This window comes from Rhizobium sp. BK176 (genome assembly GCF_024808055.1).
The window spans coordinates 199,811-223,966 of the sequence record NZ_JANUBV010000005.1 but is presented as its reverse complement, the minus strand read 5'-3'; the positions used below and the strand labels follow the sequence as shown (position 1 = coordinate 223,966).

Sequence of the window (24,156 nt, the reverse complement as noted above, 5' to 3'; positions counted from 1 at the left end):
GGCTTTTGCAAGGCGCGTTCGCCCTACCCTTTTATCTCAGGAACGTTGGCCTTCAATTCCTTCAGCCATATCCGTGCGTTGCCGTCGGACGGCGCGCGCCAATCGCCACGCGGCGACAGCGAACCGCCCGACGTCACTTTCGGGCCGTTTGGCGATGCCGACCGCTTGAACTGGCTGATCGTGAAGAACCGGAAAAGGAAAACCTCCATCCAGTGCTTGATGACAGGCAGATCAAAACTGCGGCGCTTGTCGGCGGGAAAGTGTGGCGGCCAGATTCCGGCCTCGGCATCGCGCCAGGCATTGTAGGCAAGGAAGGCGATCTTCGAAGGACGCAGGCCGAAACGCGTCGTGTAGTAAAGTGCAAAGTCATGCAGATCGTAGGGTCCGATTTTGTCCTCCGTGCTCTGCATGACGCCATTCTCATCGGCAGGGACCAGCTCCGGCGAAATCAGCGTGCCAAGGATGCTTTCCAATGTCGCGTTTGCTTCGGCGTCGAAATCTCCGGAGCGAATAACCCAGCGGATCAGATGCTGGATCAATGTCTTCGGCACCGATGCGTTGACGTTGTAATGGCTCATCTGGTCGCCAACGCCATAGGTGGACCAGCCGAGCCCGATTTCCGACAGGTCTCCGGTTCCGAGCACCAGTGCACTGCGCTGGTTCGCGGCACGGAACAGAAAGTCTGTCCGCAGACCAGCCTGAACGTTTTCGAACGTCGTATCGTAGACCGGCTTGCCGCCTGCAAACGGATGCTTCAGGTCCTTGAGCAATTGAAGGGCCAACGGCTTTATGTCCACTTCCTCCGCCGTGACGCCTATGCTGCGCATCAGCGCCCAGGCGTTCGACTTGGTGGCGTCACCTGTCGCAAATCCCGGCATGGTGAAGCAGAGAATGTCAGAGCGCGGCCAGCCAAGCTGATCGAAGGCACGGGCCGCCACGAGCAACGCATGCGTGGAATCGAGACCGCCCGAAATGCCGATGCAAAGCCGCTTGACGCCGGTAGAACGCAGCCGCTTCATCAGCCCCTGAACCTGGATGTTGAAGGTTTCATAGCAATCCTGGTCAAGACGGCTTTCATCCGCCGGCACGAACGGGAAGCGGGCAACGTCGCGCTTCAGGCCGATATCGCCCTTCGGCTTCTTGAACTGGAAAGCCACACGCCGGAACGCTCGTTCGGCGGTCAGATTGAGCGTCGCCGCATCATTGAAGGTCCCGGTCCGCAGCCGCTCCAGCCGCAATCTCTCGACATCGATATCCGCCACGCACATCTGCGATGACATCGGGAAACGATCGGTTTCAGCAAGCATAGTACCGAGTTCGTAGATGCAGGCCTGACCATCCCATGCGAGGTCCGTCGTCGATTCGCCGGGGCCCGCTGCCGAATAGACATAGGCAGACAGGCTGCGCGCCGACTGCGCCGAGCACAGGAGCTTACGTGTATCGGCCTTTCCCACGGTGATGTTGCTGGCCGAAAGGTTGGCGAGAATCGTCGCACCTGCCAGTGCGCCAAAATCGCTCGGAGGCGCCGGTGCCCAAAGATCTTCGCAGATCTCGATATGGAGAACGAAATCATCCATATCCTCGGCTGCAAAGATCAGATCGGTTCCGAAAGGTACAGTCTCGCCGGCGACGCGAATGCTGTCGCCGCGGACGCCCCGCCCGGACGCAAACCAGCGTTTTTCGTAGAACTCGCGATAGTTCGGCAGGTGCATTTTCGGGACGACGCCAAGAATACGACCGGCGTGAATGGCGACGGCGCAGTTGTAGAGCCGACCGCCAGTCTGCAGCGGAGCGCCAACGAGAAGAACAGGTGTAAGATCGCGGCTTGACCGGGCGATCTCGGCTATTGCCGCGTCCACGCCCTTGAGCAGGGCATCCTGCCCCAGCAGGTCATCGATCGAGTAGCTGGAGATTCCAAGTTCGGGAAACACCATGAGGCCAACGCCCGCGGCATGTCCCTGACGGGCCAGTTCCAATGTTGCTTGCGCGTTAAAGTCTGGATCGCCGATTTCGCAGTTCGGCGTGCAGGCGGCCACGCGGACAAAACCCTGATCATAAACCGAATAGAAATTCACCAATGCCTCCAGCATCCACGCGCCCAATGACTGACCATTACATCCAAATGCTTCCGGGCAAAACCTGCGCTCGCACCGCGAGCAACCTTATTCGAAGTTACTCATGCAAGCTGCACACAGTATGCAATAAAATGAAAGACTTATCAGTAGTTGCGCGCGGGGAAAAATGATCGAAACTGCCCAAAATAAAATTACGAAACTGTCATAAAACTATGGAATAGACAGACTATATCGCTCGCGCGCCCACAGTCCCTGTTTACCCTTCTTTCAGAGCGATGAATGTCTAAGCTTATCCGAGTCCGTGCCGGGTTGCTTCGGGAAACACATCCCGGTGAGCGCCGCGTTGCGTTGACGCCGGATGACGTTGGGCGCCTTTCCGAGCGCATATCATTTCGTTTCGAGCCCGGCTGCGGCGTTGGCGCCGGCCATTCAGACGACGGCTACATTGCTGCCGGCGCAGAGCCCGCCGATTTTGCCGAGATGGCGTCCTCTTCGGATCTATTCGTGAGCGTGCGGCAGCCAATCGCCGCGCGAGTTTTCCCAGCGGCAGCGGTTCTGCTTTTCCTTGGCTCGAAACCGGGCCAGGTCGCCGTCCCGCTAGCCAGGCAACAGCCGCTCCATCTCGACATCGCCCGGCTTTCCGGGATGTCGGGCCAGAAGGGTGCCGATATTTCTTCGAGGCAGGCCGCCATCACGGGCCACGCGGCTGTCCTGGAGGCGGCGAGGCAGTTCGGCATTTCGCATCCGATGCTGTTGGCTGACGGAAGCTTCGTGCGGCCGGTTAAAATGGCCGCCTTGGGCAGCGACCCAGCAAGCCTGCAGGCACTGGCGACTGCACGTCGCCTCGGCGCCCTAACCTATGGCTTTGGCCTCGCGAAGGATTCGCAGGCAAAGATCGAGCGGCTTGGCGCTAAATTTCTCGGCACCTCTTCAGAGCAAGAACTTGCGCGGCTTCGTCAAGACCTCTCCGGTGCCTTGTCGAAGATGCAACTGATCACCACCAACATAATGTATCCCGGTCGCTCTGCCCCCGTGCTGCTTAACGAAGAGATGCTCTCACAGTTGAGCCCTGGAACGGTCATTGTGGATCTCGCCGCCGAAATTGGCGGGAATTGCGCGCTGACCAGAGCCGACGAGACGACCGACATCTTCGGCATTCGAATCATAGGTTCCACGACGCTTGCGAGCCAGGAAGCTGCCGAGGCGAGCCGCCACTTCAGTGACGGGCTGAGCAATCTGCTGGAACACTTGATCGACGCGCACGGCGCGTTGAGGCTCGACGGCGGCGATTCCGTCACGGCCGCCCTTCTCGATGAGAGGAGTCCAGCGAGGCACGCTTCGTTGTGATTCGGGGAGGGTTGAAGAAAGGATGGACGCAATCCCGTGGCGAAATGCTGCGACGCAGCATTATTGCCCAGATAACATCCATTACAAAAACGTGTTGAGTAACAACTGGTTATAGCCTGCGGTAGTAAATATGCTTTTGCGCGAGAGCCGATCGTTGCGTTTGCGCAACACCCAATTTCCGCCTTGCAGCAAAACTCAATTTTGACTGTATCTATTATTGATACATTTAATCGGAAATGTAATTTGGCGCCGCGGACGTACCGCGTTTCCCGCGAGGGCTTGTACGAAACAATTTGGGGTAGGTAGAGGCCGGTTTTCGGCAGTGATGACCTGTGCCCAATCGACAGAAGATTGGACTGAGAATGAACATTAAGATGATCCTTATGAGCTCGGCGGCGGCTTTGGCTGCCTTCTCGAGCGCCCAGGCCGCTGACGCCATCGTTGCTGCCGAGCCGGAGCCGGTTGAATACGTTCGCGTGTGCGACGCTTACGGCAGCGGTTACTTCTACATCCCCGGCACCGAAACCTGCCTGAAGATCAGCGGTTACATCCGTTTCCAGGTTAACGCCGGCCCGGACGCCGTCAACGGCAGTGTAAGCGGCAACCGGGGCGGTACGTCCGACTGGGATGCAGTGACCCGCGGCCAGGTTCAGTTTACCGCCAAGAGCGACACTGAATACGGCCCGCTCACAGGCGTGATCGTTCTGCAGCACAATGCTGACAACGCTCGTGATCAGAACGCGATCCTGGACTCCGCTTACATCGACATCGCCGGCTTCCGCGCCGGTCTGTTCTACAGCTGGTGGGACGATGGTCTCTCGGGCGAAACGGACGACATCGGCAGCAAGGTTACGCTGCACAACTCGATCCGTTATCAGTATGAAGCCACGGATTTCTACGCCGGCATCAGCGTCGACGAGCTGGAAGACAGCCCGTTCTACAACGGCGAAGTTCCGAACAACGTCGGCGTAGCAATCGGCATCGGCGGCAAGGCAGGCATCTTCTCCTACCAGGTAACCGCTGGTTACGACACCGACAACGAAGCCGGCGCTGTCCGCGCCATGGGCACCGTTGCCGTTGGTCCGGGCACCCTCGGTCTCGCAGCCGTCTGGGCGTCCGCTCCGGGCGCGTATTACTCTGCTTCCGAGTGGGCGATTGCCGCAGAATACGCTATCAAGGCCACCGACAAGCTGAAGATCACCCCGGCCGCTCAGTATTACGGCAGCTACGGCGTAGTTAACGCCGCTACCGACGCTGACTTCTCGGACAACGACGCTTGGAAGGTCGGTCTGACGGTTGACTATCAGATCGTCGACAACTTCTACGCCAAGGCAACCGTCAACTACCTCGACGGCGACAACATCGACGACGTGACGACGGGCTTCTTCCGCCTCCAGCGCGCATTCTAATCAAAAGCGGCGCCGCGTTTCCGCCTCTCTCTGTGGTTAAGGTCACAGGGAGTGGCAGCGCGGCGCCGCGCTTGAAAGTTTCTGATCAGATTGACCTCCGATCAGTTAGGAGGGGTGGCTCGGGTTCCCTGCCCGGCCGCCCCTTTCACTCTGTGAAACTATTCGGCGGCGTGACGATCGGGGGCAAGGCTCGCATCCGCCGGCTGCTCGTGGTCGACAGATTTCTTCGCCTCGAGGCGACGCAGCTCCGCGACGCTATCATCGATGGTCACTGAACCCAGCATGTCGACGACGGCCTGTTCTGCCCGATCGCAAAGAAACTCCGAGAGGTCGCCGATATTCTCCCCTACGAGCCCCTCGTGCGGAATATCGTGGCGGGTTGCCCAGATTTTCTTGTCGCCGGTCACGGCAGCATAGATCTCGCTGAGCAATATCTGGTCGCGCGGTCGCGCTAGGTTGATACCGCCCTTGCCGCCTTGGGCAGTGGCGAGAATGCCGCTTTCATTGAGCGGCTGCAACAGCTTGCGGACGAAGCTCGCGCTTGTATCAAGGCCCTGCGCAAGTGATTGGCTTGTGGTCCGGAGGTTTGCCTCTTCGTTGACGGCCACACTGATGACAATCTGTAGAGCAGTCGAAAAGCGGGTGTCGATCATGCTGTGCTGAGGCCTTGCGTCTGAAGCCGGTCACCACAGATATTTGCCGGGCAAATCCATTGTCAAGAACGAGAAATTGAAATCACGGCGACTTGACTGAAACGAAAGGCTAGCTCGATCAGCGTTTCGTCGATTGTGTGCGGCTTTGCGCAGCGGCGAACGAGATTTCGCCTTTGATCTCGCGCATTGCCATTGACGTGATCGTGCGCCTCACTCCCGGCAGGCGGCTCAATTCTTCCCGAAGCATCCTGTCCAGGGCCGCCATGTCGACCGCGACGATATGCAGGAGATAGTCGGCTTCACCGGTCGTTGCGTGGCAACGCCAGATGAGCGGGTGCCGGCGGACCGCGGCCTCAAACTCCTCCGACACTTCGAAATCGATCGAGACCTGAATGAAGGCTTCGATGCCGAACCCAAGCTTTGCGGGATCAAGCCGGGCCGCATATCCGCGAATGATGCCCGCATCTTCCAACGCTTTCACACGTTTCCAGCAGGGCGTTTTGCTGAGACCGACATGATCCGCCAGCGCGGCAAAAGAAATCCTGGCATCGGCCTCCAGCGCACCGATGATCTTTCGATCAAGCGCATCGAGTGTCATTTGTTCCATGAATCGCCTTCTATGTTGGCAGTCGTTCTGCACATCTCTGCATTTTGATAACAGAAAGGACCAATGTTCAAGTCAAAGCGCCTAGACTGGATAGTTGTAGGCCAACGACACTCCGGAGCAGCATTCATGAACAAGGAAGATTACTACGCCCGCATCGAAGCGCCCGACATGCGCGACTACGGCGTCTACCTGCAGTGCGACAGGCTGCTCAGCTGTCAGAAGCCCCTGGCGGAGATGGCGAATGCGGATGAGCTGCAATTCCAGATTGTCCACCAGGTTGAAGAACTTTGGATGAAGCTGATTGCCTATTCACTGGTCGACGTCATCGATTATCTGGAGAAGGAAAACACGCATCGCGTCGTGACGCTGATGGGCCGCGTCCACCGCCTGATGCGGATGATGACGGCGCAACTCGACCTTCTCGAAACGATGTCGCCCAAGGAATACCAGCAAGTCCGGCTTCAGCTCGGCAACGGCAGCGGTCAGGAGTCGCCTGGCTTCAAGCTCCTGCTACGAATGCCACCCGATCTCTGGCGAGCTTTCCAGGCCGCCTATCTCGACGGCCGGAATCTGACGATCGACGATATCTATGATGGCAAATACGACCACGGGGACAGCTATGTCGTCGCGGAGGCCCTGGTTGAATTCGACGAGCTGTTCCAGAAATTCCGCGCAAACCACCTTTACCTGATCCACCGCTCGATCGGCCTTGGCTCCAAATCGCTCAAGGGTCGCCCCGTCGAAATGCTGGAAGGCGGCGCTCGGCACCGGTTCTTTCCCGAGCTATGGGATATCCGCTGCACGATGACCGATCGCTGGGGTAGCCAGTATGGTGTCGTTCGTGGCTCGATCAGCCACCCGGAAGAGGCCGCGGAATAGACTGCGCTGACAGTACCAAAACCAGCCCACCGCGCCTGCCCCTCCCCTTGACCCTACCAAGGGGGATCGCCCTATCACGCGATTTCGATTTTACGCCGAGGTTTACCTGCAATACCCTTCGTCCCGGTAGAAATTCAACCAGGGAGAGACGCCATGAAACGCAGGTTTGCCTATATCGCGGCCCTTTTGGCCCTTTCGGCCGGCGCAGTCTACGCTCAGGACAACGCCATGAGTTTCTTCGTGACCAGTGTAAATCCGGGCAAGGGCGGCGATCTCGGCGGCCTCGCCGGCGCGGACGCATATTGCAACACGCTTGCCACAGCCGCCGGTTCGACCGGCAAGACCTGGAAGGCCTATCTGTCTACCGACGCTGAAAACGCCAAGGATCGCATCGGTTCCGGGCCATGGTATAACGCCAAAGGCGAAAAAATCGCCGACGACGTGGCCTCCCTGCACAGCGACAAGAACAACCTGACCAAACAGACCGCGCTTAGCGAGAAAGGTGCGGTCATCAACGGCCGTGGGGACACGCCGAACCGCCACGACATGCTGACCGGTTCAAAGGCTGATGGTACTGCGGCGCCTGAGACCTGCGGAAATTGGACGATGGGCGGCGAAGACGGTGTCGCGATCGTGGGCCATAGCGACCGGACGGGACTGAACGACTCGGCGGAAGCCAAATCGTGGAACTCGTCGCATCCGACACGCGGCGGCTGCACGGTGAAAGCCTTCAACGGGACCGGAGGCGACGGCCTGTTCTACTGCTTTGCATCGAATTGATCGGCGCGGCATTGCGGGTGGCGCATGCTCACAACCCGCAATGCCATTCGCACCTGACGCGACCACTGCCTAAAGCCAACCGATCCGTCGAAGCACCCAAAGCGTTGCAATGGAGGTGATCGTCACAAACGCCACGATGATGACGAATGCCCAGGTGTCATTGACCCCCGGAATACCTCCGACATTCATCCCGAACAGGCCGGCGACGACGCTAGGCGGCAGCAGCAGGGCGGCCAGCGCCGCCAGCCGATTGGAATTTCGCGCGATACGCTCACTGATCACTGTCGAGAGGTCGTCGTGGAGGATCCCCGTGCGGTCCCGGATCGCATCGAGGTACTCAATGAACCGCATCAGCTTGTCGATCACCTCACGCATCCGCAGCTTGTCACGCTCGAGCAGCCACGGCGCGTCGTCGTGTTCGATGCGGTTTAGTGCGTCGCGCTGCGGTGCCAGATAGCGGCGCAGCTGCACGGAACGCCGGCGCAGTAGCTTGAGACGCTCGCGCACCTCGCCAGCCTCACCGTGAAAGATCATGTCGTCGAGCTCATCCACTTCCTCGTCCATCGAGTCGAGCACCGGCTCCAAGTCACGGACAAGCTTGTCGCCGATCAGCGCCAACAGGTCTCCGGTGCGCTGTGGACCCTTGCCCTTCTCGAGGGCGAGGCGGATGTCGCGAAGTGCCGTGATATAATGTCCGCTGTCTCGAAGTGAGATGACCTTGTTGACGTCGACCCACAGGTGAAGCGGCACGAGATCGATGTCGGTCCTCTCCTCCGGTTCCTCGTCGGGGGCGGTCGCACATACGCCCCGAAGGATGATCAACAGGCCGTCATCGACAGGCTCGACACGCGGTCGCGTCTCCTCTTCGAGCAGGGCTTCCGTCACGAAGCTATCGAGGCCGCTTTCCTTCTTGACCCAATCGGCAGCTGCCGCATGGTCACGCTCGAGATGCAGCCAGATGATCCCGTCTTCCGGTTTCCATCGCCGCGCCTCAGCAATGTCCAACTGCGTGCAACCGCCACAGCCGTTCAAAAGCAGGGCGAAACGCAATCCGGGTTCCGCGCCGTAGCTCAGTTTTGGGATAACTGGCGTTTCCATCGCGCGCCCTACATGGCCAGAGGGAACAAAAAATGCAGCCAACACAAAAGCTTGCCGCAACAGATTCTAGCAGGTCGCAATCAAGGCGCAAGACCGCCGGAATTGGCGTCGCGACCGGTCTCGGCACTGGCTTTGGCGCTTAAAATAGATCGCCTTTGGGCGCCAAGACGATTTCAACACCGATCAGATTGGCGTATTGTTCCAGGGGTAGATTTTTCAGGCCGATCCACGAAGGAGGGCCACAGTGATCACGACAACGACCGACGGCAACTGGTCAAAAGGCTTCAACCCGCCTGATCCAGCCGCCGTGCCGCGCAACGTTCGTGATCTCACCGAACATGCCGATATCGTTGTGCTATTGCCCGATCCCGCCTCGGCACAGTCCTGCCTCGATCTGGCCGACGATGCGGCTGATGCGGTGCAGGACAGCATCGCCGCCGTCCATATCGGCGCCGATCCGCTGGCGATGCTGGTCTCAGCCGAGGAAATCGAATTGCAGATGCTGCGGGACCTGGACGAAGGCTCGCCGCACGAGCGGTTCGAGCGCGTCAAACAGCTGTTCGACGAATGGAAACTGAGCGCGCCGCACCGGCAAAGCCTGGTGCTTGGCGACTACCAGGGCGACCTCCGCCGCTGCGTGGGCAGCGTCTGCCGGAACGCATCACTTGTCGTCACTCCCTATCGGGGCAATCTCGATGCCCGTGATGTTTTCCATAACGTCCTCTTCCATGAGGGTAAGCTCGTGCTCATCCCGCCGGCCAATGGTTATCGCGGACGTCTGCTTGACCACGTGCTGATCGGCTGGAAGCCGCACGACCACGCACGGCGCACGATCGTCGCCGCCAGGCGCTGGCTTGCCGCTGCCGACCGCATTACGGTGCTCTGCGTCGACGACAAGCCGAACAGGCACTACGAAACCACCGCCAGGGAAATCTGCCGCCAGATGGGGCTCGATGCGGAGATCGTCGTGACCTCCTCAACAGGCCGCTCGGTCGGCAACACCATCCTCGACTTTGGTGCATCGGTGAATGCCACCTGCATTCTGACCGGAGCCTTCAAGCACGGCTATCTGCTCGAACTGCTTCTCGGCCGCGTCACCTATCGGCTGCTCTCCCACGCTACAGTTCCCCTGCTGATGAGCCACTAGCGCCAGCGTCGTGCCGTCCGCGATCGCTCCTCCGCCCTCGCGGCTGAAGTCAAGCTCCTTGTGAAAGCAAGACAATAGGCGCAAATAATCGCCGGACCGGCAGCCTGCGGCATTCCTCAGGCCTGTCCGGACAGCATAACCTGCCAAACCGACGAATTCCCCAGTGCTGGACAAGGAGATCGGACGTGCCAACAGAAGTCGACAGCGAACCCCTTCGCCAGCTCGGATTGAAATATCCCCTTATTGTCGCGCCAATGGCTGGCGGCCCCTCAACGCCGGAACTGGTGGTAGCAGCATCGGTTGCCGGCGCGCTGGGCTCCGTCGGCGCCGCCTACTCCAATCCCGCCACGATCGTCGAATTTGCCGACAAGGTCCGACAGCGCACAAACAAGCCCTTCGCGATCAACCTCTTCATTCCCCACCCCGCTCCAACGGTCGATCCGGCTGCGGTGAAGCGAGCGATTGCCGCCACTGCCGGCTATCGCTCAGAACTCGGGCTAGCGTCCCCACAGTTCTCCGCACCGTTCGAGGAGGATTTCGACGCCCAGTTCGAAGCCGTCCTAAAGATCCGGCCAGCTGTATTCAGCTTCGTCTTCGGCGTATTGGCAGCCGAACATACGAAAGCCGCACGAGAAGCCGGCATTCTGCTGATCGGGACCGCGACCTCACTCCAGGAAGCGCGGGCCCTCGAAGACAGCAATGTTGACGCGATCACGTTGCAAGGCTTCGAGGCCGGCGGCCATCGCGGCATCTTCGAGCCCGACGCCGCCGATCCGGAAGTCCGACTTCACGACCTTCTCGCTCAATGTAGGGGAAAGGTGCACGTGCCGTTGATTGCAGCAGGCGGCATCATGACCGCTGCGGACGTTCGCGCCGCCCTCGTCGCAGGCGCTCAGGCGGTTCAGATGGGAACGGCTTTTCTGGCAGCGCACGAGGCGGGAACGTCGGCCCCTTACAGGTCGGCACTCAGTGCGCCAAAGCGACAGACCCGAACGACGCGTGTCTTCTCCGGTCGATTCGCTCGAGGCATCGAGAACCGTTTCATGGAGGAGATGACGCCGAAGATGGACGCTGTCATGCCGTTTCCCGCCCAGAACAAGTTTACGCGCGACCTGCGTGGCGCGTCAGCAGCAAGGGGCTCGGCAGATTTCCTGTCGCTGTGGGCAGGAACCGGAGAAGGCGAGCTTTGGCAAGGCTCGACCACCGAACTGATCGACAGCCTGTTTGCCAAGTAGCTGCCAGCCAAGCATATCAGCAATGGCGACGTGAGCGATTTCCATTACTTACCAGGCGAAATGAACGTGCGGACATCGTATCAAAATGTATCTCAAGGTTGGCTGGATACAGCGCCATGCAAGCCATGAGGCGATAAACACACGGCGGACACATCAACGGCGTCACTAGCAGAAAAATCACGGAGATCGCGCGATGGAGCACATCGACCACATCCTGATCGTCGATGACGATCGCGAAATAAGGGAGCTCGTATCGAGCTACCTGAAGAAGAATGGCCTGCGCGTAACCGCAGTCGCTGACGGGCGGCACATGCGCTCCTTTCTCGAAGCAAACTCCGTCGATCTGATCATCCTCGATGTCATGATGCCGGGCGACGACGGCCTCGTGCTTAGCCGCGAGTTGCGTGCCGGACGACACAAGGCTGTTCCCATCGTCATGCTGACAGCACGCACAGACGAGATGGACCGCATCATCGGTCTGGAGATGGGTGCGGACGACTACCTCGCCAAGCCGTTCTCGGCGCGGGAGTTGTTGGCCCGCGTCAAGGCTGTCCTTCGACGCACGCGCATGCTACCGCCGAACCTGCAGGTGTCGGAAGCCGGCCAACTGCTGAGTTTCGGCCAATGGAAGCTCGACACGACGGCACGCCACCTCATCGATTCAGACGGGACGGTGATCGGCCTCAGCGGTGCCGAATACCGGCTGCTTCGCGTCTTCATCGACCACCCCCAGCGCGTGCTCAACCGCGATCAGCTGCTTAACCTGACACAGGGCCGCGACGCCGAGCTCTTTGACCGTTCGATCGATCTTCTCGTCAGCCGCGTCCGCCAGCGTCTTGGCGACGATGCCCGGGAACCGACCTATATCAAGACTGTCCGCAGCGAAGGCTATGTCTTCTCCATGCCGATCGAGATCACCGAGGCCCGCTGATGGCGACACACGCCTTTCTGAATGGATTTCGCCTATGGCCGCGCACCTTGGGGGCGCGGCTATTTCTTATCCTGCTTGCCGGGGTAGCGATCGCGCATACCATGTCGTTCACGGTGCTGTTTTATGAACGATACGCGGCCGCCAAGTCCGTCATGTTCAACACGCTCGAAAACGACGTTGCAACGTCGATCGCCATTCTCGATCGGCTGCCGGCCGACGAACGAGCCGATTGGCTCGATCGTCTTGATCGAGGCAGTTATAGTTTCGTGCTGGGAGCGGGCCTGCCCGGCAATCCGGCGCTCGACGCACGCACCACCGAGATCGCTTCCATGGTTCGGGCGGCGATCGGTGCAAAATATCCCATCGAGGTGGAGACCGTTCCCGGCAACACCCTGAGGCTCCAGGCACATCTGACCCTGAGCGATGGCGCGCCGTTGACGATAGACATCAACCCGCATGGCGTCATGCCGTTGGCCGATTGGCTGCCCTACGTGTTGGCCGCGCAGTTGGCTTTGCTGGTGCTTTGCAGCTGGTTTGCGGTCCATCAGGCAATTCGTCCTCTCGTCAACCTCGCAAAAGCAGCCGATACGCTCGATCCGAATGTGAAAGCCCCTCGCCTCAGCGAAACGGGACCGAGGGAAGTCGCCTATGCCGCAACCGCCTTCAACGCAATGCGCGAGCGCATTGCCCAATATCTGGAGGAACGTGTGCAGATCCTCGCGGCAATATCGCACGATCTGCAAACGCCGATCACGCGCATGAAGCTGAGGGCGGAGATGGCCGAGGATTTCGGCGACAGGGACAAGCTGATGCAGGATCTCAGCGAGATCGAACGTCTCGTCAAGGAAGGCGTCGCCTATGCTCGCAGCGCCCATGGCAATGTCGAAAAAGCCTCGCGCATTGACCTTTCTTCGTTCATCGAGAGCCTCGTCTACGATTACCAGGATACCGGCAAGGACGTGACGATCACAGAGATGAGCGGCGGCGCGATCATGACCCGACCGCACGCCTTGAGACGAGTTCTGACCAATCTCATCGACAACGCGCTTAAGTTTGGTGGCAGCGCCGAGATCGAGGTACTGCGCCGTACCGATAGCGACGTGGTCGTTAGAGTGCTCGATCGCGGTCCCGGCATCCCCGAAGATCAATTGGAAGCTGTCCTCAAGCCCTTCTTCCGTCTCGAGCAATCGCGCAACCGCGACACTGGCGGGACTGGCCTCGGCCTCGCCATTGCCGTCCAACTGGTCACAGCGATCGGCGGATCGCTGACGTTGCGTAATCGCGACGGCGGCGGCCTCGTCGCCGAAATCGCCATCGGCTGAACGGCGGTTGAACCGCCTCGCACATCGGTGACATGCTGCTCGACCAGAAAAAAGCGGCAGCCCTTTGCGGCTGCCGCTTCTCAACATCACGTCCCGCCTGACGGGGGCATCGTTTTTCTTATCTCGTCAGACGAGGTTTATGGTGACGTTGATATTGCCGCGCGTGGCCTTGGAATACGGGCAGGTTTGATGCGCCGCATCGACAATCGCGCGAGCAGTTTCGTGATCGACGCCGGGCAGGCTGACGTTTAGGCGCGCCTGAAGTGCGTAACCGCCTGTATTGCTGCAGAGATCAACTTCGGTGTCGACCGCGAGATCGGTCGGAAGCGCAACGGCAAGGCTCTTCGCAGCAAAGCCCATCGCGCCGATGAAGCAGGCGGACCAACCGGCGGCGAACAGTTGCTCGGGGTTCGTTCCTTGTCCCGCGCTACCTGGTGAGGAAAGCTTGACATCGAGGCGGCCGTCGGAGCTACGCGATGCGCCATCGCGGCCGCCGGTCGTATGCGTCTTTCCGGTGTAGAGTACTTTCTGATTGTCGCTCATGATATTCTTCCTTTCGATAGAATGAACGGCTCGCTGCCGAGACGCAGATGGCGTCCCGCACGTGTCTGGAATGTTTCGTCGCGGTGCTAAAATGTAGCCAACTGCCGCGGAAACCTGATCCCGATACAATGTGATACGAACGGCCCGGCCGCTTCTTGGCGAGGCAATGGGCGCTCGAAACCAGACCTGGCGAAAGTGCATTGAAACGCCAACGCCGAGTGCAATGTCTGGAATGGAGGGATGTGGGGAGCCGCTTGCCGCGACCACCCCAAGGTGACCGGTTAGAGCCGGTCGACGTCGACCACGGCCTGTGCAAAGGCCTGCGGCGCTTCCTGTGGCAGATTGTGACCAATGCCGCCGGTAATCAGCCGATGCTCGTACTTGCCGGAGAACTTCTTGGCATAGGCAGCCGGCTCGGGATGGGGGGCACCGTTGGCATCGCCCTCCAGCGTAATAGTCGGTACGCCGATGACAGGGAACTTCGCGAGCCGCGCTTCGAGCTCATCGTACTTCTTCTCACCCTCGGCCGCGCTGATGCGCCAACGGTAGTTGTGAATGGTAATGTCGACGTGATCGGGGTTTTCGAATGCGGCAGCGCTGCGATTGAAGGTCGCATCATCGAAGTTCCATTTCGGCGATGCAAGCTGCCAGATCAACTTGGCGAACTCGCTGCGGTACTTCTCATAGCCCGCGCGGCCACGATCCGTGGCGAAGTAGAATTGATACCACCAGGCAAGCTCCGCCTTCGGCGGCAAGGGTGCCTTGTTTGCTTCCTGGCTACCGATGAGATAGCCGCTGACGGAAACCAGGGCCTTGCAGCGCTCGGGCCAGAGGGCGGCGATAATGCAGGCCGTGCGGGCTCCCCAATCGCAACCGGCAATCAGCGCCTTTTCGATCTTCAGCGCATCCATGAGCGCAACGATATCGGCGGCAATCGCCGACTGCTGGCCGTTGCGCATCGTCTTGTCCGAGAGGAACCGTGTTGCGCCGTAGCCGCGCAGATAAGGCACGATGACGCGATAGCCTGCGGCGGCAATCAGCGGTGCAACATCGACATAGGTATGGATATCGTAGGGCCAACCATGCAGGAGAATGACAGGAGGCGCGTCGCTCGCGCCCAGCTCGGCGTAGCCGACATTGAGCAGACCTGCGTCGATCTGCTTGATCGAGCCAAATGAGGTATTGGTGCCTGGCGCGATGGTGGGGATTCGAGCAGCCGCCGGCGCCGCGGCCTGAGCAACGCTCGTGCCGATTGCGCCAAATTGCGCGGCGGCAACGGTCAGCGCTGCCACGCCCACGAACCGCCGTCTTTGTTGATTGATTTCCTCTGCCATCACTGCTCTCCGATCTGTGTTAAAGACATCTGCATAAATCACTACCTGTGTGTATCAAATGTGTGTCCTATACCTGGAATTGAAAGCCAATGTAGGTATCGGTCTAGCGATACATTGGTATACATTCGCGCACTTTCGTGAGCAGTTCGCGACAACCCAGGCTTGCTGAAACAAGATTGGCCGGGCCAACGACATGACCCGACCTCAAATATCGCTGCGACCGGCATTGCCGGCGCATTTTGTCAGCGGATGACTTCAGGCACTGGCGGACGGAATGTTGTAAACACCCCGCGCGAACGCGCCGATACCCTTGGCGTCCAGCAAGTTGAGCGGTGCCCGGAACGTCACCCTGGCCACGCCGGGGTGACGGCCGATTTCGATGGCGCCGGCCAATGTGGCACGGTTCATCACTTCGGGGACGGTGATCCCCAGGAGTTCGGCGGCCCGTTCAAGGCCATTCGTGGTGGCATCGTTCAGGTTTGGACCGGTGCCGATGAAGCAGACGGGCGCATCGTCCTCGACCTTTCGCACCCCGTGCTTGCGGGCAAGCGCCTGGACCCTTGTCCGCTCGGCTTCGTCGAGCGGGCGCGCCAGAAACGGCACGTCATCGAGAACCGGAAAAAGGATGGGCCCATCGATGTCGAGCCCCTTGATGACATGCACCTCAAGGGTGACCGTTCCAGCCACGTCACACGTATGACCAGCGATCTCGCCGTCTCCCTGCAGCGCGTGCATATCGCCCAGATAGATGCCACCACCGGGAACCTTGACCGGGCAGATCAGAACGGCTCCTTCGCGGACCGTGTTCACGTCGAGGTGGCCGTCCGTCTTGTGCTCGGCGATCTCCTCTGCGGTCAGCGCGTAGATGTGGGGCGCATGATCCAGGAACGCGCCGAAATCGCCGGCATTGTGCGAGTCCGGCATGGCCTTCGACGGCGTGGTCCCCAACTGCCCGAGAAAAGGCCGCAAGCGCGTGGCGATACCAATGAGATCAGCCGGCGCGAAAGTCAGGATAGGATGCTGGATGGACGCATCCGGTAGCGCCATCAGGCGATCGGCATCTTCCGCGAAGGCTTCCGCCTCGGCCTTGCCCACCGTCAGACCGACCTGTCGCTCGTCGTCGAACGCGATCGTATAGCCATTGGTAAAGGTAAACGGTGACGCATCCGCCCCACATGCTTCGCAACGGATCGCCGTCGGCCCGATGCCTTCGACACGCGTGCGCGGCCACTCCACTCCGCAACCGGGGCACACGGCCGCACAGAACGGATCGCCGTTGAACCGGCCCACCATTGGCTCGTCGTTGCCGGATGCCGTGGCCGACGAGGTCACGACAATCGAGCGGATGCGGATGGCAATCGCGTCACCTACCTCCGCACCTGCCACCGCGACCGGGCGCGTCACCTCATGTCCTCCGCGAATTTCCGGCGTGATCATCGGACCCCAGCACCCGGGAGCGGTGTTGGCAATGATCGTGCCGCCATCGGCGACCGGCCCGAGCATCGGTGCCGCTGGGTCCAGAATGCCGTTGGTCAACTCGTTGACGAAAATCGTCTGCGATCCGATTTTTGGATACTGTTTTGCTTTATCAAGCATTTAGATTCCTCCTGTTGAATCTATCAGTGAGCGACTTGCGAGGGACGTTTAAATTCGGCGAATGCTCATGTTCGCGGCACGGGGCCGTTGTCGACAAAGGCCGGGATCTCGCGAAGGCTGGCGACAATAGTCGCTATGCGCGGCCATTGATCGAGGGAGAGGCTGTTCCTCTCAGCGTTCACGGCTTGCGGGAACAGGCAGATATCGGCCACCGTTGGAATATCGCCAACCGCGTATTTGCCGGTTGGTCTCCGCCGAAGAAGTTCTTCGACCGCCGTCAAGCCGACGCCGATCCAGTGGCGGCTCCAGTCCGCGACATCCGCCGACCCAACGCCAATCGCACTCAAGTGCGCGGTCACCCGGGGCGGAAGAAGTGGATGGATGTCGGCGGCGATCGCCAAGGCGACGGCCCGCGCAAAGGCGCGATCCTCAAGCCTGCCCGGCAGCAGCGGTGGCTCTGGGTAGCGTTCGTCCAGATATTCGATGATTGCCAGGGACTGTGTCAGCAGCACGCCCTCGTCGGTCAGCAGGGCGGGAACGAGTCCCTGCGGATTGACCTGCAGATATTCGGGCTTCCGATTGACGGCATCGGCACCAAGGATGCCGATTGTCTCGCGCTCAACGTCGAGCCCCTTCACCGCCAGCGCGATCCTGACGCGCGACGCCGCCGACGAGATCTTGTCCTCGAACAATTTCATTGCCGATCTCCTCGGTCGTTCAAGCTTTCGGGCGTCGCCTTGGCCAAGACAGTATCCGCGCTCTGCGCGAATTGCTTTGCGCCCGCATCGGCTGAAGGCGACAGTAGCGAGAAGAGCGCTGCAATCGGAGGCGGCTCGCCTGGAGCGCTGTCCCAGGCGCATGGTACGGCTGCCAGCGCAAGCATGGCGAAGGAAGTGACTAGAAGGCGCATTGCTTTCTCCTCAATTGCTTGACCCATCTGGGCCAACTCCCGGAAAATTCTGATCTTCCGGCGAGAACTCGAGCGTGACGACCGCGCGTATCCCGCATGTGTTCGAATCCCCGAAGAACTGTATCGTTGTGTAGGTGCGGCCTGGTCGCGGCCGGTCCAGGCCGCAATGTCGCGGGAGAAATATCCCGCGACATTGCCGCGGCAAAATCAGCCCGCCTGTTCTGCGGCAAGAACGGGACGCTCCCGATACTCTTCCGGGAAAAGCCGCTTCAGCGCCTCAATCTTTGGCTGCTCATAGACGTACACATAGGGCTGGTTGGGATTGTTGTAGACATAGTCCTGATGATAGGCCTCGGCACGATAGAACGTCTTCCCGACCTCGATCGAGGTCGCGATCGGGCGAACAAAAGCACCCTCGCCGCGGAGCTGAGCGATGTAGTCGGAGGCGACCTTCTCCTGTTCGTCGTTCAGCGGAAAGATTGCCGAGCGGTACTGCTTTCCGGCGTCGGGACCTTGCTGGTCGACCTGTGTCGGATCGTGAACCACGGAGAAGAAGATCTGCAGCAACTGACCGTAGCTGACCTGCTGCGGATTGAAGACGATCTCCACTGCTTCCGCATGACCGGTCTGCCCGGTCTCGGTCATCTCGTAGGTGGCTGTCGCGGCACTCCCGCCTGCGTAGCCTGCCGTCGCGCTGACAACCCCGGCGACATGTTGGAAAGCGCCTTGGACACCCCAGAAGCACCCGCCGGCAAGGACCAGCGATTGTGTAGCTGGGGTCGCGGCGACATCGTGGAGGACCGGAGGAACGCGCCTGGCCTCTTCCGCTGCCGCTCCGCCACTTAGCTTGAGCACAAGACCGCCGCCTCCGATCACGGCAAGGGTCACAATGCCTAGCTTTCCGATGGAGCCAAGCAACGACGAACGAGTTTTTTCTCGATGTTTCATGATCTTATCCTTTCATCCGAAGGTGAATACGAAGGCTTCGACACCGGGATCGAGGAAATGGATCTCGAACGTCCGCTCCCGCACCTCTCCCGACTGGCGCACCAGCTGGTAGAGCCGCGTTTCGGAAACCGTGCCATTGCCGTCTGCATCGATATCCGAGCCATGATCGGCTCCCGGTGCGGCCCCATCGACCTTCACCTGAAAGCGGACCTTCTTGCCGTCCGCCCCGGGTCCGAGGACCAGATGGAGATCTCGGGCACTGAACCGATATGTGATGCCGCCGCCAGCCTGATCGAGTGAGGCCTGCTCTCCGCCGACGGTCCACTTTCCGGTAAGCCCCCATTCGTTGAGGCCCGGCTCACCGACGGTGTAGTCGCGAGCGGCATCTGCCTTGACTCCTTCCGGCGAGATGAAGTTGGCAGCTCGGAGATAGCCGATGTAGGATTCTCCCGACTGCAGTCGGGCAAGGTCGGGCGCCGCCTCGGCACCCTTGGCGTCAGGCGCGACGGTGGCCGCATCTGCCTTCTTGCTACCTGCTGCTTCGGCCAGCAGATCCTGGATGACCCGTTCGGACTGCTCGTAGTCTCCTTCACCGAACTGGGTGTGCCTGATCTGGCCCTTCGCGTCGATGAAGTAGTGGGCCGGCCAGTAGTTGTTGGCGAACGACCTCCAGATCTTGAAGTTGTTGTCGATCGCGACAGGGTAGCCGATCTGGAACTTGTCGATTGCCTGACGGACATTGTCGATCCGCTTCTCGAAGGCGAACTCGGGCGAATGGACCCCGATCACGACCAGTCCCTGGTCCCGATACTTCTCCGCCCAGGCCCGAACGTAGGGGATTGTCCGAATGCAGTTGATGCAGGAGTAGGTCCAGAAGTCGACGAGAACGACCTTGCCGCGCAATTCTTCCGCGGTGAGCGGCTTGGAATTCAACCATTCTACGGCACCGTCGAGCGACTGCAGGCGTCCGAGGACGGGCAAATCGCTCTGGTATCCCTTCCGCGCATCGTTCGCGGCAAGTTGCATGGCATTGCCGCCCGGCTCTGCAACACCGCTCGAACCATGCAGTTTGTCCAGCAGCGACTGTTCGATGCCGGCACTGCTGGCATAGGAGAGACGCGACAGCAGTCCGGTATCAAGCCCAAGGGCAATGGCGGTAACGCCGGCCAGCACGGCTATACCAAGACCCTGGCGCAGACGCTCGCCAACGCCGAGCGATCGCTTCATCGCCGCAAACACCTTCTCCCCGGCAAGAACAGCCATCGCCAGCGAGGTCGCGGCACCTGCCGCGTAAGCGGTCAGCAAGAGCGTTGTCTGAACGTTCGCCCCCTGGAGGGCGGCACCGGTCAGGACCAGTCCAAGGATCGGGCCGGCGCAGGGCGCCCAGAGAAGGCCCGTTGCAACGCCGAGAAGGAAGGAGGTGCTGACGCCACCCTTGCCGCTCGCCTGCTGCGACAGGCGGCTGCCAAGGGCGACGGCTGGCCGCGTCACGACTGCCGCGATGCGCGGCGAGAGCAGCGTCACGCCGAAGCCGGCGATCAGCGCGATGGCGGCATATCGACCGATTTCGTTGGCGTGCACCGCCCAGCTGCCGCCGACGGCAGCAAGCGTTGCCACGCCCGCGAAAGTCACGATCATGCCGACCAGCATCGGCAGGATGCTTCTCGCAAAGGGCTGGCCTGCCCGCGACAGAACGAAGGGTAGGACCGGAAGGATGCAGGGGCTGACGATCGTCAGGGCCCCTGCAAGGTAGGCAATAAGGAACAGCAGCATAGTCATCCCCTGCAGTTGACCGATGCTTACGCATTGGTCGTTGATGGTGGCTGCAAGGGACCAGCCCGAAGTATCTCCGTTGTGTCGCTTTCCGCCCGATTTGTATCAGAATGCAAGCGGCCGGGCGGTTCAGGAGTTCAGGAGCTTCAGCAGTTTCTTCGCGGCCGAGCCTGATGAAGCCGGGTTCTGCCCCGTGATCAGCCGCCCATCGACAATCGTAAAATCGACCCAATCGGCGGCCTTCTCGTAATGCCCGCCCAGACGCTTCAATTCATCTTCGACGAGAAAGGGCACGACTTCGGTGAGATGGACAGCCTCTTCCTCGCTGTTTGCAAAACCGGTGACACGCTTGCCCTTGACCAACGGCTGCCCCTGGTAGGTTACCTTTTTCAGAACCCCGGGTGCGTGGCAGACCAAGGCGATCGGCTTGCCTGCAGTGTAGAAGCTTTCGATAAGGGCAATCGAGTCCTCGTCATTGGCGAGATCCCACATCGGGCCGTGTCCGCCGGGATAGAAGACTGTATCGAAACCATCTGTCTTGACCCCGCTGAGCCGCACCGTGTTTGCAAGCGCCCTTTGCGCCGCTGGATCGCCCTTGAAGCGCGCCATCGCCTCTGTCTGATTGGCTGGTTCGTCACTCTTCGGATCGATGGGAGGCTGCCCGCCTTTCGGAGATGCAAGGGTTACCTCGGCGCCGGCATCCTTGAACACGTAGTAGGGTGCGGCAAATTCCTCCAGCCAGAAGCCGGTCGGCTTGCCGGTGTTTCCGAGCTTATCATGCGAAGTCAAAACCATCAGGATCTTCATCGTCAGTTTCCCTTTGTTGAGCAACCATAAGACGTGGCTGGCATCTCACTTTGCCCGAACGTGAGCATGGCGCGTTGCAAGGCTTTGCCCCCTGAAAACCCGATCCTTCGAACCACCGCCGGGCCCATCCACAGATAGCGCACTGGCTCAGGCTTTCCTGGTTTCATCCCCGATATTTACTTCCGTCCAATTTCGGGTGAATACTCGCCGCCGGGCAATCACTATTCCGCGAGGCGGCACAATGGATCGCATCGACGCAATGAAGGTGTTTGTGACGGCAATTGACGAGGGCAGCCTCGCCGGCGCCGCCCGCAATCTGAAGCGATCGCCAACAGCGGTCAGCCGGGCGCTAAGCTTTTTGGAGGCGCATGTTGGTGTCGAGTTGCTGCATCGGACCACTCGAACGCTGAAGCTGAGCGAGGCGGGCCAACGCTATGCAGCAGCCTGCCGGCGCGTACTGGTCGATCTTGAAGAAGCCGACATGCTGGCGGGCGGCGAGCGCGCGGCTCCGCGCGGAACTCTGACCATCTCCGCACCACCGATCCTCGGCGAAGAGGTCCTGCGCCCTATACTGGACGACTTCCTCAACCTTCACCCGACCGTCTCTGTCCGCTTTCTCATGCTGGATCGCTTCGTCAACCTGGTCGATGAGGGCGTCGACCTCGCGGTGCGTATCGGCCACCTGTCGGACTCTTCGCACGTCTCCACCCGTCTCGGTGGCGATGTGCGACGCGTCGTGGTCGCCTCCCCCCGCTATCTGGCAGCTCATCCGCGCATCGACGAGCCGGGCGACGTGGCAAAACATCAGATCATCGCGTTCAGCAACTTCGGGCTGGATTCCTGGAGTTTCATACCGGCGAAGGGGACCACCATCCCCAGGGTCGTGCATTTCACGCCGCGCTGTATCTTCAACAGCGTTCGCGCTGCCGCGGCATCGGCGGCTGCAGGCGGCGGCCTGACGAGACTCTATTCCTACCATGTCGCATCCTACGTGCGCGACGGTCAGCTGAAGATCGTGCTCGCGGACGCGGAACACCCGCCCTTGCCTGTGCATCTGCTCGCACCACAAGGCCGCATGTCCGTGCCCAAGGTCCGCGCCTTTGTGGACTTCGCAACGCCGCGGCTGCGTTCCGAGTTCGCGCGCATGGCAACAGCGGCTGGTATGCTCGCCTGATTGTGCCGAAATACGGTTGATTGTTGATCAATCAACGTCAATTCTCTCAATGATCGGATGGATCTAAATCAAATGCACCAACGCCGAGGGCGTAGGGCGGCCAGCAACTGAAAGGCCGCTGCACTTGAAAGGATCCCATCATGAGCACGGAACAGAAGGTCGCCATTATCACCGGCGCATCACAAGGCATCGGCGCAGCATTGGTTCGAGCCTACCGCGACCGCAACTACCGCGTCGTCGCCACCTCACGCTCGATCGAGCCTAGCTCCGACACCGGCATCATCGCCGTACCCGGGGATATCAGCAAACCGGAAACTGCCGAACGCGTCGTCCGCGAAGCACGCGAGCGTTTCGGTCGCATCGACACATTGGTGAACAATGCCGGTGTCTTTCTTGCCAAGCCGTTCACTGAATTCACCGAAGACGACTACAACCACAACATGGGCGTCAACGTCGCCGGTTTCTTCCACATCACGCAGCGCGCGGCGACCGAAATGCTGAAGCAGGGCTCCGGTCATATCGTCAGCATCACGACGAGCCTAGTGAACCAGCCTATCGCAGGGGTCCCGGCCGCCCTCGCCTCTCTGACGAAGGGAGGGTTGAACGCCGTTACCCAGTCGCTGGCTATCGAATACGCAAAGAGCGGCGTTCGCGTTAACGCAGTCTCGCCGGGCATCATCAAGACGCCGATGCATCCGCAGGAAACGCATGCAGCACTCTCCACGCTGCATCCGGTAGGCCGGATGGGCGAGATTCGCGATATCGTCGATGCCGTCCTTTATCTCGAGGGTGCGAGCTTCGTTACTGGCGAGATCCTCCACGTCGATGGCGGCCAGAACGCCGGTCGCTGGTAGACCGGGCGGCCCGGCTCGACCGGACCAATTTTATCCCGCGACTGCGAGCCCGGACGGCCGCAGTCGCCGTCGAGACAAAGCTCAATAGGTGAAAAATGAAACTGGTGTTGGTCGCCGATCCAATGTGCTCTTGGTGCTACGGCTTCGGAAAGGAAATGACGGCCCTGCAGGAGCGTCATCCCGACATGTCGCTTGAGATCGTCGTCGGAGGCTTGCGCGCCGGTGCGACCGACGTGCTTGATGATGCCGGCAAGCGTTTTCGCTTGGAACACTGGGCAAGGGTGGAACAGGCGAGCGGCCTGCCGTTCAATCGGGACGGATTGATGGCCCGTCAGGGCTTCGTCTATGACACCGAGCCCGTTTGCCGGGCGGTCGTGGCGGCGCGTATTCTCAAGCCGGAAGCCGATCTATTGCCGGTCTTCCGCGCCATCCAGCGCGCATTCTACGTCGATGCCCTCGATACGACCGATGGTGCGGTCCTCGCGCAAGTCGGTGCCGAGGCTCTGAGCGCTGCCGGTTATCCCATCACACAGGACGAGTTCCTCACGGTGTGGCAAGCCAAGAGCACGATCGATGCTACTGCTTCCGATTTCGTCAGGGCACGATCTATGGGAGTATCGAGTTTTCCGACTTTGTTTCTTTCTGACCAAGGCAAACTGCACCGGATTGGCAACGGATATGCCCATGTCGACACATTGGAGCAGGAGATCGGCGCCCTGCTCGCAGCATAGCCA

At 60.3% G+C, this 24,156-nt stretch carries 23 protein-coding genes; 11 read left to right on the top strand and 12 right to left on the bottom strand.

All coding sequences use genetic code 11. The annotated features are described in order from the left end of the window. Positions 1 to 23: 23 nt before the first annotated feature. Positions 24 to 2,075 (bottom strand): NAD(+) synthase, encoded by a 2,052-nt coding sequence (locus FHT76_RS18345; protein ID WP_183861638.1) that lies wholly within the window; start codon positions 2,073 to 2,075, stop codon positions 24 to 26. Positions 2,076 to 2,354: 279 nt separating this feature from the next. Between FHT76_RS18345 and FHT76_RS18340 the strand changes: the two genes are divergently transcribed. Continuing rightward, positions 2,355 to 3,422, top strand: coding sequence for an NAD/NADP transhydrogenase subunit alpha (locus tag FHT76_RS18340; RefSeq protein ID WP_183861640.1), 1,068 nt, complete (start codon positions 2,355 to 2,357; stop codon positions 3,420 to 3,422). 362 nt (positions 3,423 to 3,784) lie between these two features. Continuing rightward, the gene (locus FHT76_RS18335) at positions 3,785 to 4,831 is read left to right on the top strand and encodes a porin (RefSeq protein ID WP_259127275.1); all 1,047 of its coding nucleotides are present in this window, start codon (positions 3,785 to 3,787) and stop codon (positions 4,829 to 4,831) included. Between the two features lie 158 nt (positions 4,832 to 4,989). Here the strand turns inward: FHT76_RS18335 and FHT76_RS18330 are convergent, their stop codons facing one another. After that, positions 4,990 to 5,484 carry an Rrf2 family transcriptional regulator gene (locus FHT76_RS18330; protein ID WP_183861644.1) on the bottom strand — a complete coding sequence of 165 codons (495 nt, stop codon included), beginning with the start codon at positions 5,482 to 5,484 and terminating at the stop codon, positions 4,990 to 4,992. 118 nt (positions 5,485 to 5,602) lie between these two features. Further along, positions 5,603 to 6,091, bottom strand: coding sequence for an Lrp/AsnC family transcriptional regulator (locus tag FHT76_RS18325; protein WP_246712589.1), 489 nt, complete (start codon positions 6,089 to 6,091; stop codon positions 5,603 to 5,605). Between the two features lie 126 nt (positions 6,092 to 6,217). Here FHT76_RS18325 and FHT76_RS18320 point away from each other — a divergent pair, with 126 nt between their 5' ends. After that, positions 6,218 to 6,970 carry a tryptophan 2,3-dioxygenase family protein gene (locus FHT76_RS18320; protein WP_183861646.1) on the top strand — a complete coding sequence of 251 codons (753 nt, stop codon included), beginning with the start codon at positions 6,218 to 6,220 and terminating at the stop codon, positions 6,968 to 6,970. Between the two features lie 153 nt (positions 6,971 to 7,123). Beyond that, complete coding sequence (locus tag FHT76_RS18315) at positions 7,124 to 7,750, top strand: hypothetical protein (RefSeq protein WP_183755533.1); 627 nt, start codon at positions 7,124 to 7,126, stop codon at positions 7,748 to 7,750. A 69-nt stretch (positions 7,751 to 7,819) separates the two neighbouring features. Here FHT76_RS18315 and FHT76_RS18310 read toward each other — a convergent pair whose 3' ends face one another. Beyond that, positions 7,820 to 8,848 carry a CorA family divalent cation transporter gene (locus FHT76_RS18310; RefSeq protein ID WP_183755532.1) on the bottom strand — a complete coding sequence of 343 codons (1,029 nt, stop codon included), beginning with the start codon at positions 8,846 to 8,848 and terminating at the stop codon, positions 7,820 to 7,822. Positions 8,849 to 9,092: 244 nt separating this feature from the next. On the opposite strand from FHT76_RS18310, the gene FHT76_RS18305 reads away from it, so the two are divergent. The 4 genes from FHT76_RS18305 to FHT76_RS18290 all read left to right on the top strand — a co-directional run bounded on the left by FHT76_RS18305 (position 9,093) and on the right by FHT76_RS18290 (position 13,483). Continuing rightward, positions 9,093 to 9,995 carry a universal stress protein gene (locus FHT76_RS18305; protein ID WP_183861648.1) on the top strand — a complete coding sequence of 301 codons (903 nt, stop codon included), beginning with the start codon at positions 9,093 to 9,095 and terminating at the stop codon, positions 9,993 to 9,995. A 185-nt stretch (positions 9,996 to 10,180) separates the two neighbouring features. After that, entirely contained in the window at positions 10,181 to 11,230 is a 1,050-nt protein-coding gene (locus tag FHT76_RS18300) for a nitronate monooxygenase family protein (protein WP_183861650.1), read from the top strand. 193 nt (positions 11,231 to 11,423) lie between these two features. Beyond that, positions 11,424 to 12,161, top strand: a complete 738-nt coding sequence (locus tag FHT76_RS18295) for a response regulator (RefSeq protein WP_183861652.1) — start codon at positions 11,424 to 11,426, stop codon at positions 12,159 to 12,161. Then, positions 12,161 to 13,483, top strand: coding sequence for an ATP-binding protein (locus FHT76_RS18290; RefSeq protein ID WP_259127301.1), 1,323 nt, complete (start codon positions 12,161 to 12,163; stop codon positions 13,481 to 13,483). Before FHT76_RS18295 ends, FHT76_RS18290 begins: the two co-directional genes overlap by 1 nt. Before the next feature lie 126 nt (positions 13,484 to 13,609). Here FHT76_RS18290 and FHT76_RS18285 read toward each other — a convergent pair whose 3' ends face one another. From FHT76_RS18285 to FHT76_RS18250, 8 genes are all read right to left on the bottom strand, one after another. Next, complete coding sequence (locus tag FHT76_RS18285; protein ID WP_183861655.1) at positions 13,610 to 14,026, bottom strand: organic hydroperoxide resistance protein; 417 nt, start codon at positions 14,024 to 14,026, stop codon at positions 13,610 to 13,612. Between the two features lie 281 nt (positions 14,027 to 14,307). Then, positions 14,308 to 15,360 (bottom strand): alpha/beta fold hydrolase, encoded by a 1,053-nt coding sequence (locus FHT76_RS18280; RefSeq protein WP_183755526.1) that lies wholly within the window; start codon positions 15,358 to 15,360, stop codon positions 14,308 to 14,310. Between the two features lie 255 nt (positions 15,361 to 15,615). After that, complete coding sequence (locus tag FHT76_RS18275; protein WP_183861657.1) at positions 15,616 to 16,956, bottom strand: acetamidase/formamidase family protein; 1,341 nt, start codon at positions 16,954 to 16,956, stop codon at positions 15,616 to 15,618. 65 nt (positions 16,957 to 17,021) lie between these two features. After that, complete coding sequence (gene maiA, locus FHT76_RS18270) at positions 17,022 to 17,654, bottom strand: maleylacetoacetate isomerase (protein WP_183861659.1); 633 nt, start codon at positions 17,652 to 17,654, stop codon at positions 17,022 to 17,024. Beyond that, positions 17,651 to 17,866 carry a hypothetical protein gene (locus FHT76_RS18265; protein WP_183861661.1) on the bottom strand — a complete coding sequence of 72 codons (216 nt, stop codon included), beginning with the start codon at positions 17,864 to 17,866 and terminating at the stop codon, positions 17,651 to 17,653. Before FHT76_RS18265 ends, maiA begins: the two co-directional genes overlap by 4 nt. 207 nt (positions 17,867 to 18,073) lie before the next feature. Further along, positions 18,074 to 18,814, bottom strand: a complete 741-nt coding sequence (gene msrA, locus FHT76_RS18260; RefSeq protein WP_183861663.1) for a peptide-methionine (S)-S-oxide reductase MsrA — start codon at positions 18,812 to 18,814, stop codon at positions 18,074 to 18,076. 12 nt (positions 18,815 to 18,826) lie between these two features. Further along, positions 18,827 to 20,587, bottom strand: coding sequence for a cytochrome c biogenesis protein DipZ (locus tag FHT76_RS18255; protein ID WP_183861665.1), 1,761 nt, complete (start codon positions 20,585 to 20,587; stop codon positions 18,827 to 18,829). Between the two features lie 129 nt (positions 20,588 to 20,716). Beyond that, positions 20,717 to 21,394, bottom strand: coding sequence for a type 1 glutamine amidotransferase domain-containing protein (locus FHT76_RS18250; protein ID WP_183861667.1), 678 nt, complete (start codon positions 21,392 to 21,394; stop codon positions 20,717 to 20,719). 241 nt (positions 21,395 to 21,635) lie between these two features. Between FHT76_RS18250 and FHT76_RS18245 the strand changes: the two genes are divergently transcribed. The 3 genes from FHT76_RS18245 to FHT76_RS18235 all read left to right on the top strand — a co-directional run bounded on the left by FHT76_RS18245 (position 21,636) and on the right by FHT76_RS18235 (position 24,153). After that, positions 21,636 to 22,568: a LysR family transcriptional regulator gene (locus FHT76_RS18245; protein WP_183755519.1), complete on the top strand. Its 933-nt coding sequence runs from the start codon at positions 21,636 to 21,638 to the stop codon at positions 22,566 to 22,568. A 140-nt stretch (positions 22,569 to 22,708) separates the two neighbouring features. Further along, a complete protein-coding gene (locus FHT76_RS18240) occupies positions 22,709 to 23,422 on the top strand; it encodes an SDR family NAD(P)-dependent oxidoreductase (RefSeq protein WP_259127307.1) in 714 nt (237 codons plus the stop codon). Between the two features lie 95 nt (positions 23,423 to 23,517). Then, a complete protein-coding gene (locus FHT76_RS18235) occupies positions 23,518 to 24,153 on the top strand; it encodes a DsbA family protein (RefSeq protein WP_183861671.1) in 636 nt (211 codons plus the stop codon). The last annotated feature ends 3 nt before the right edge of the window (positions 24,154 to 24,156 follow it).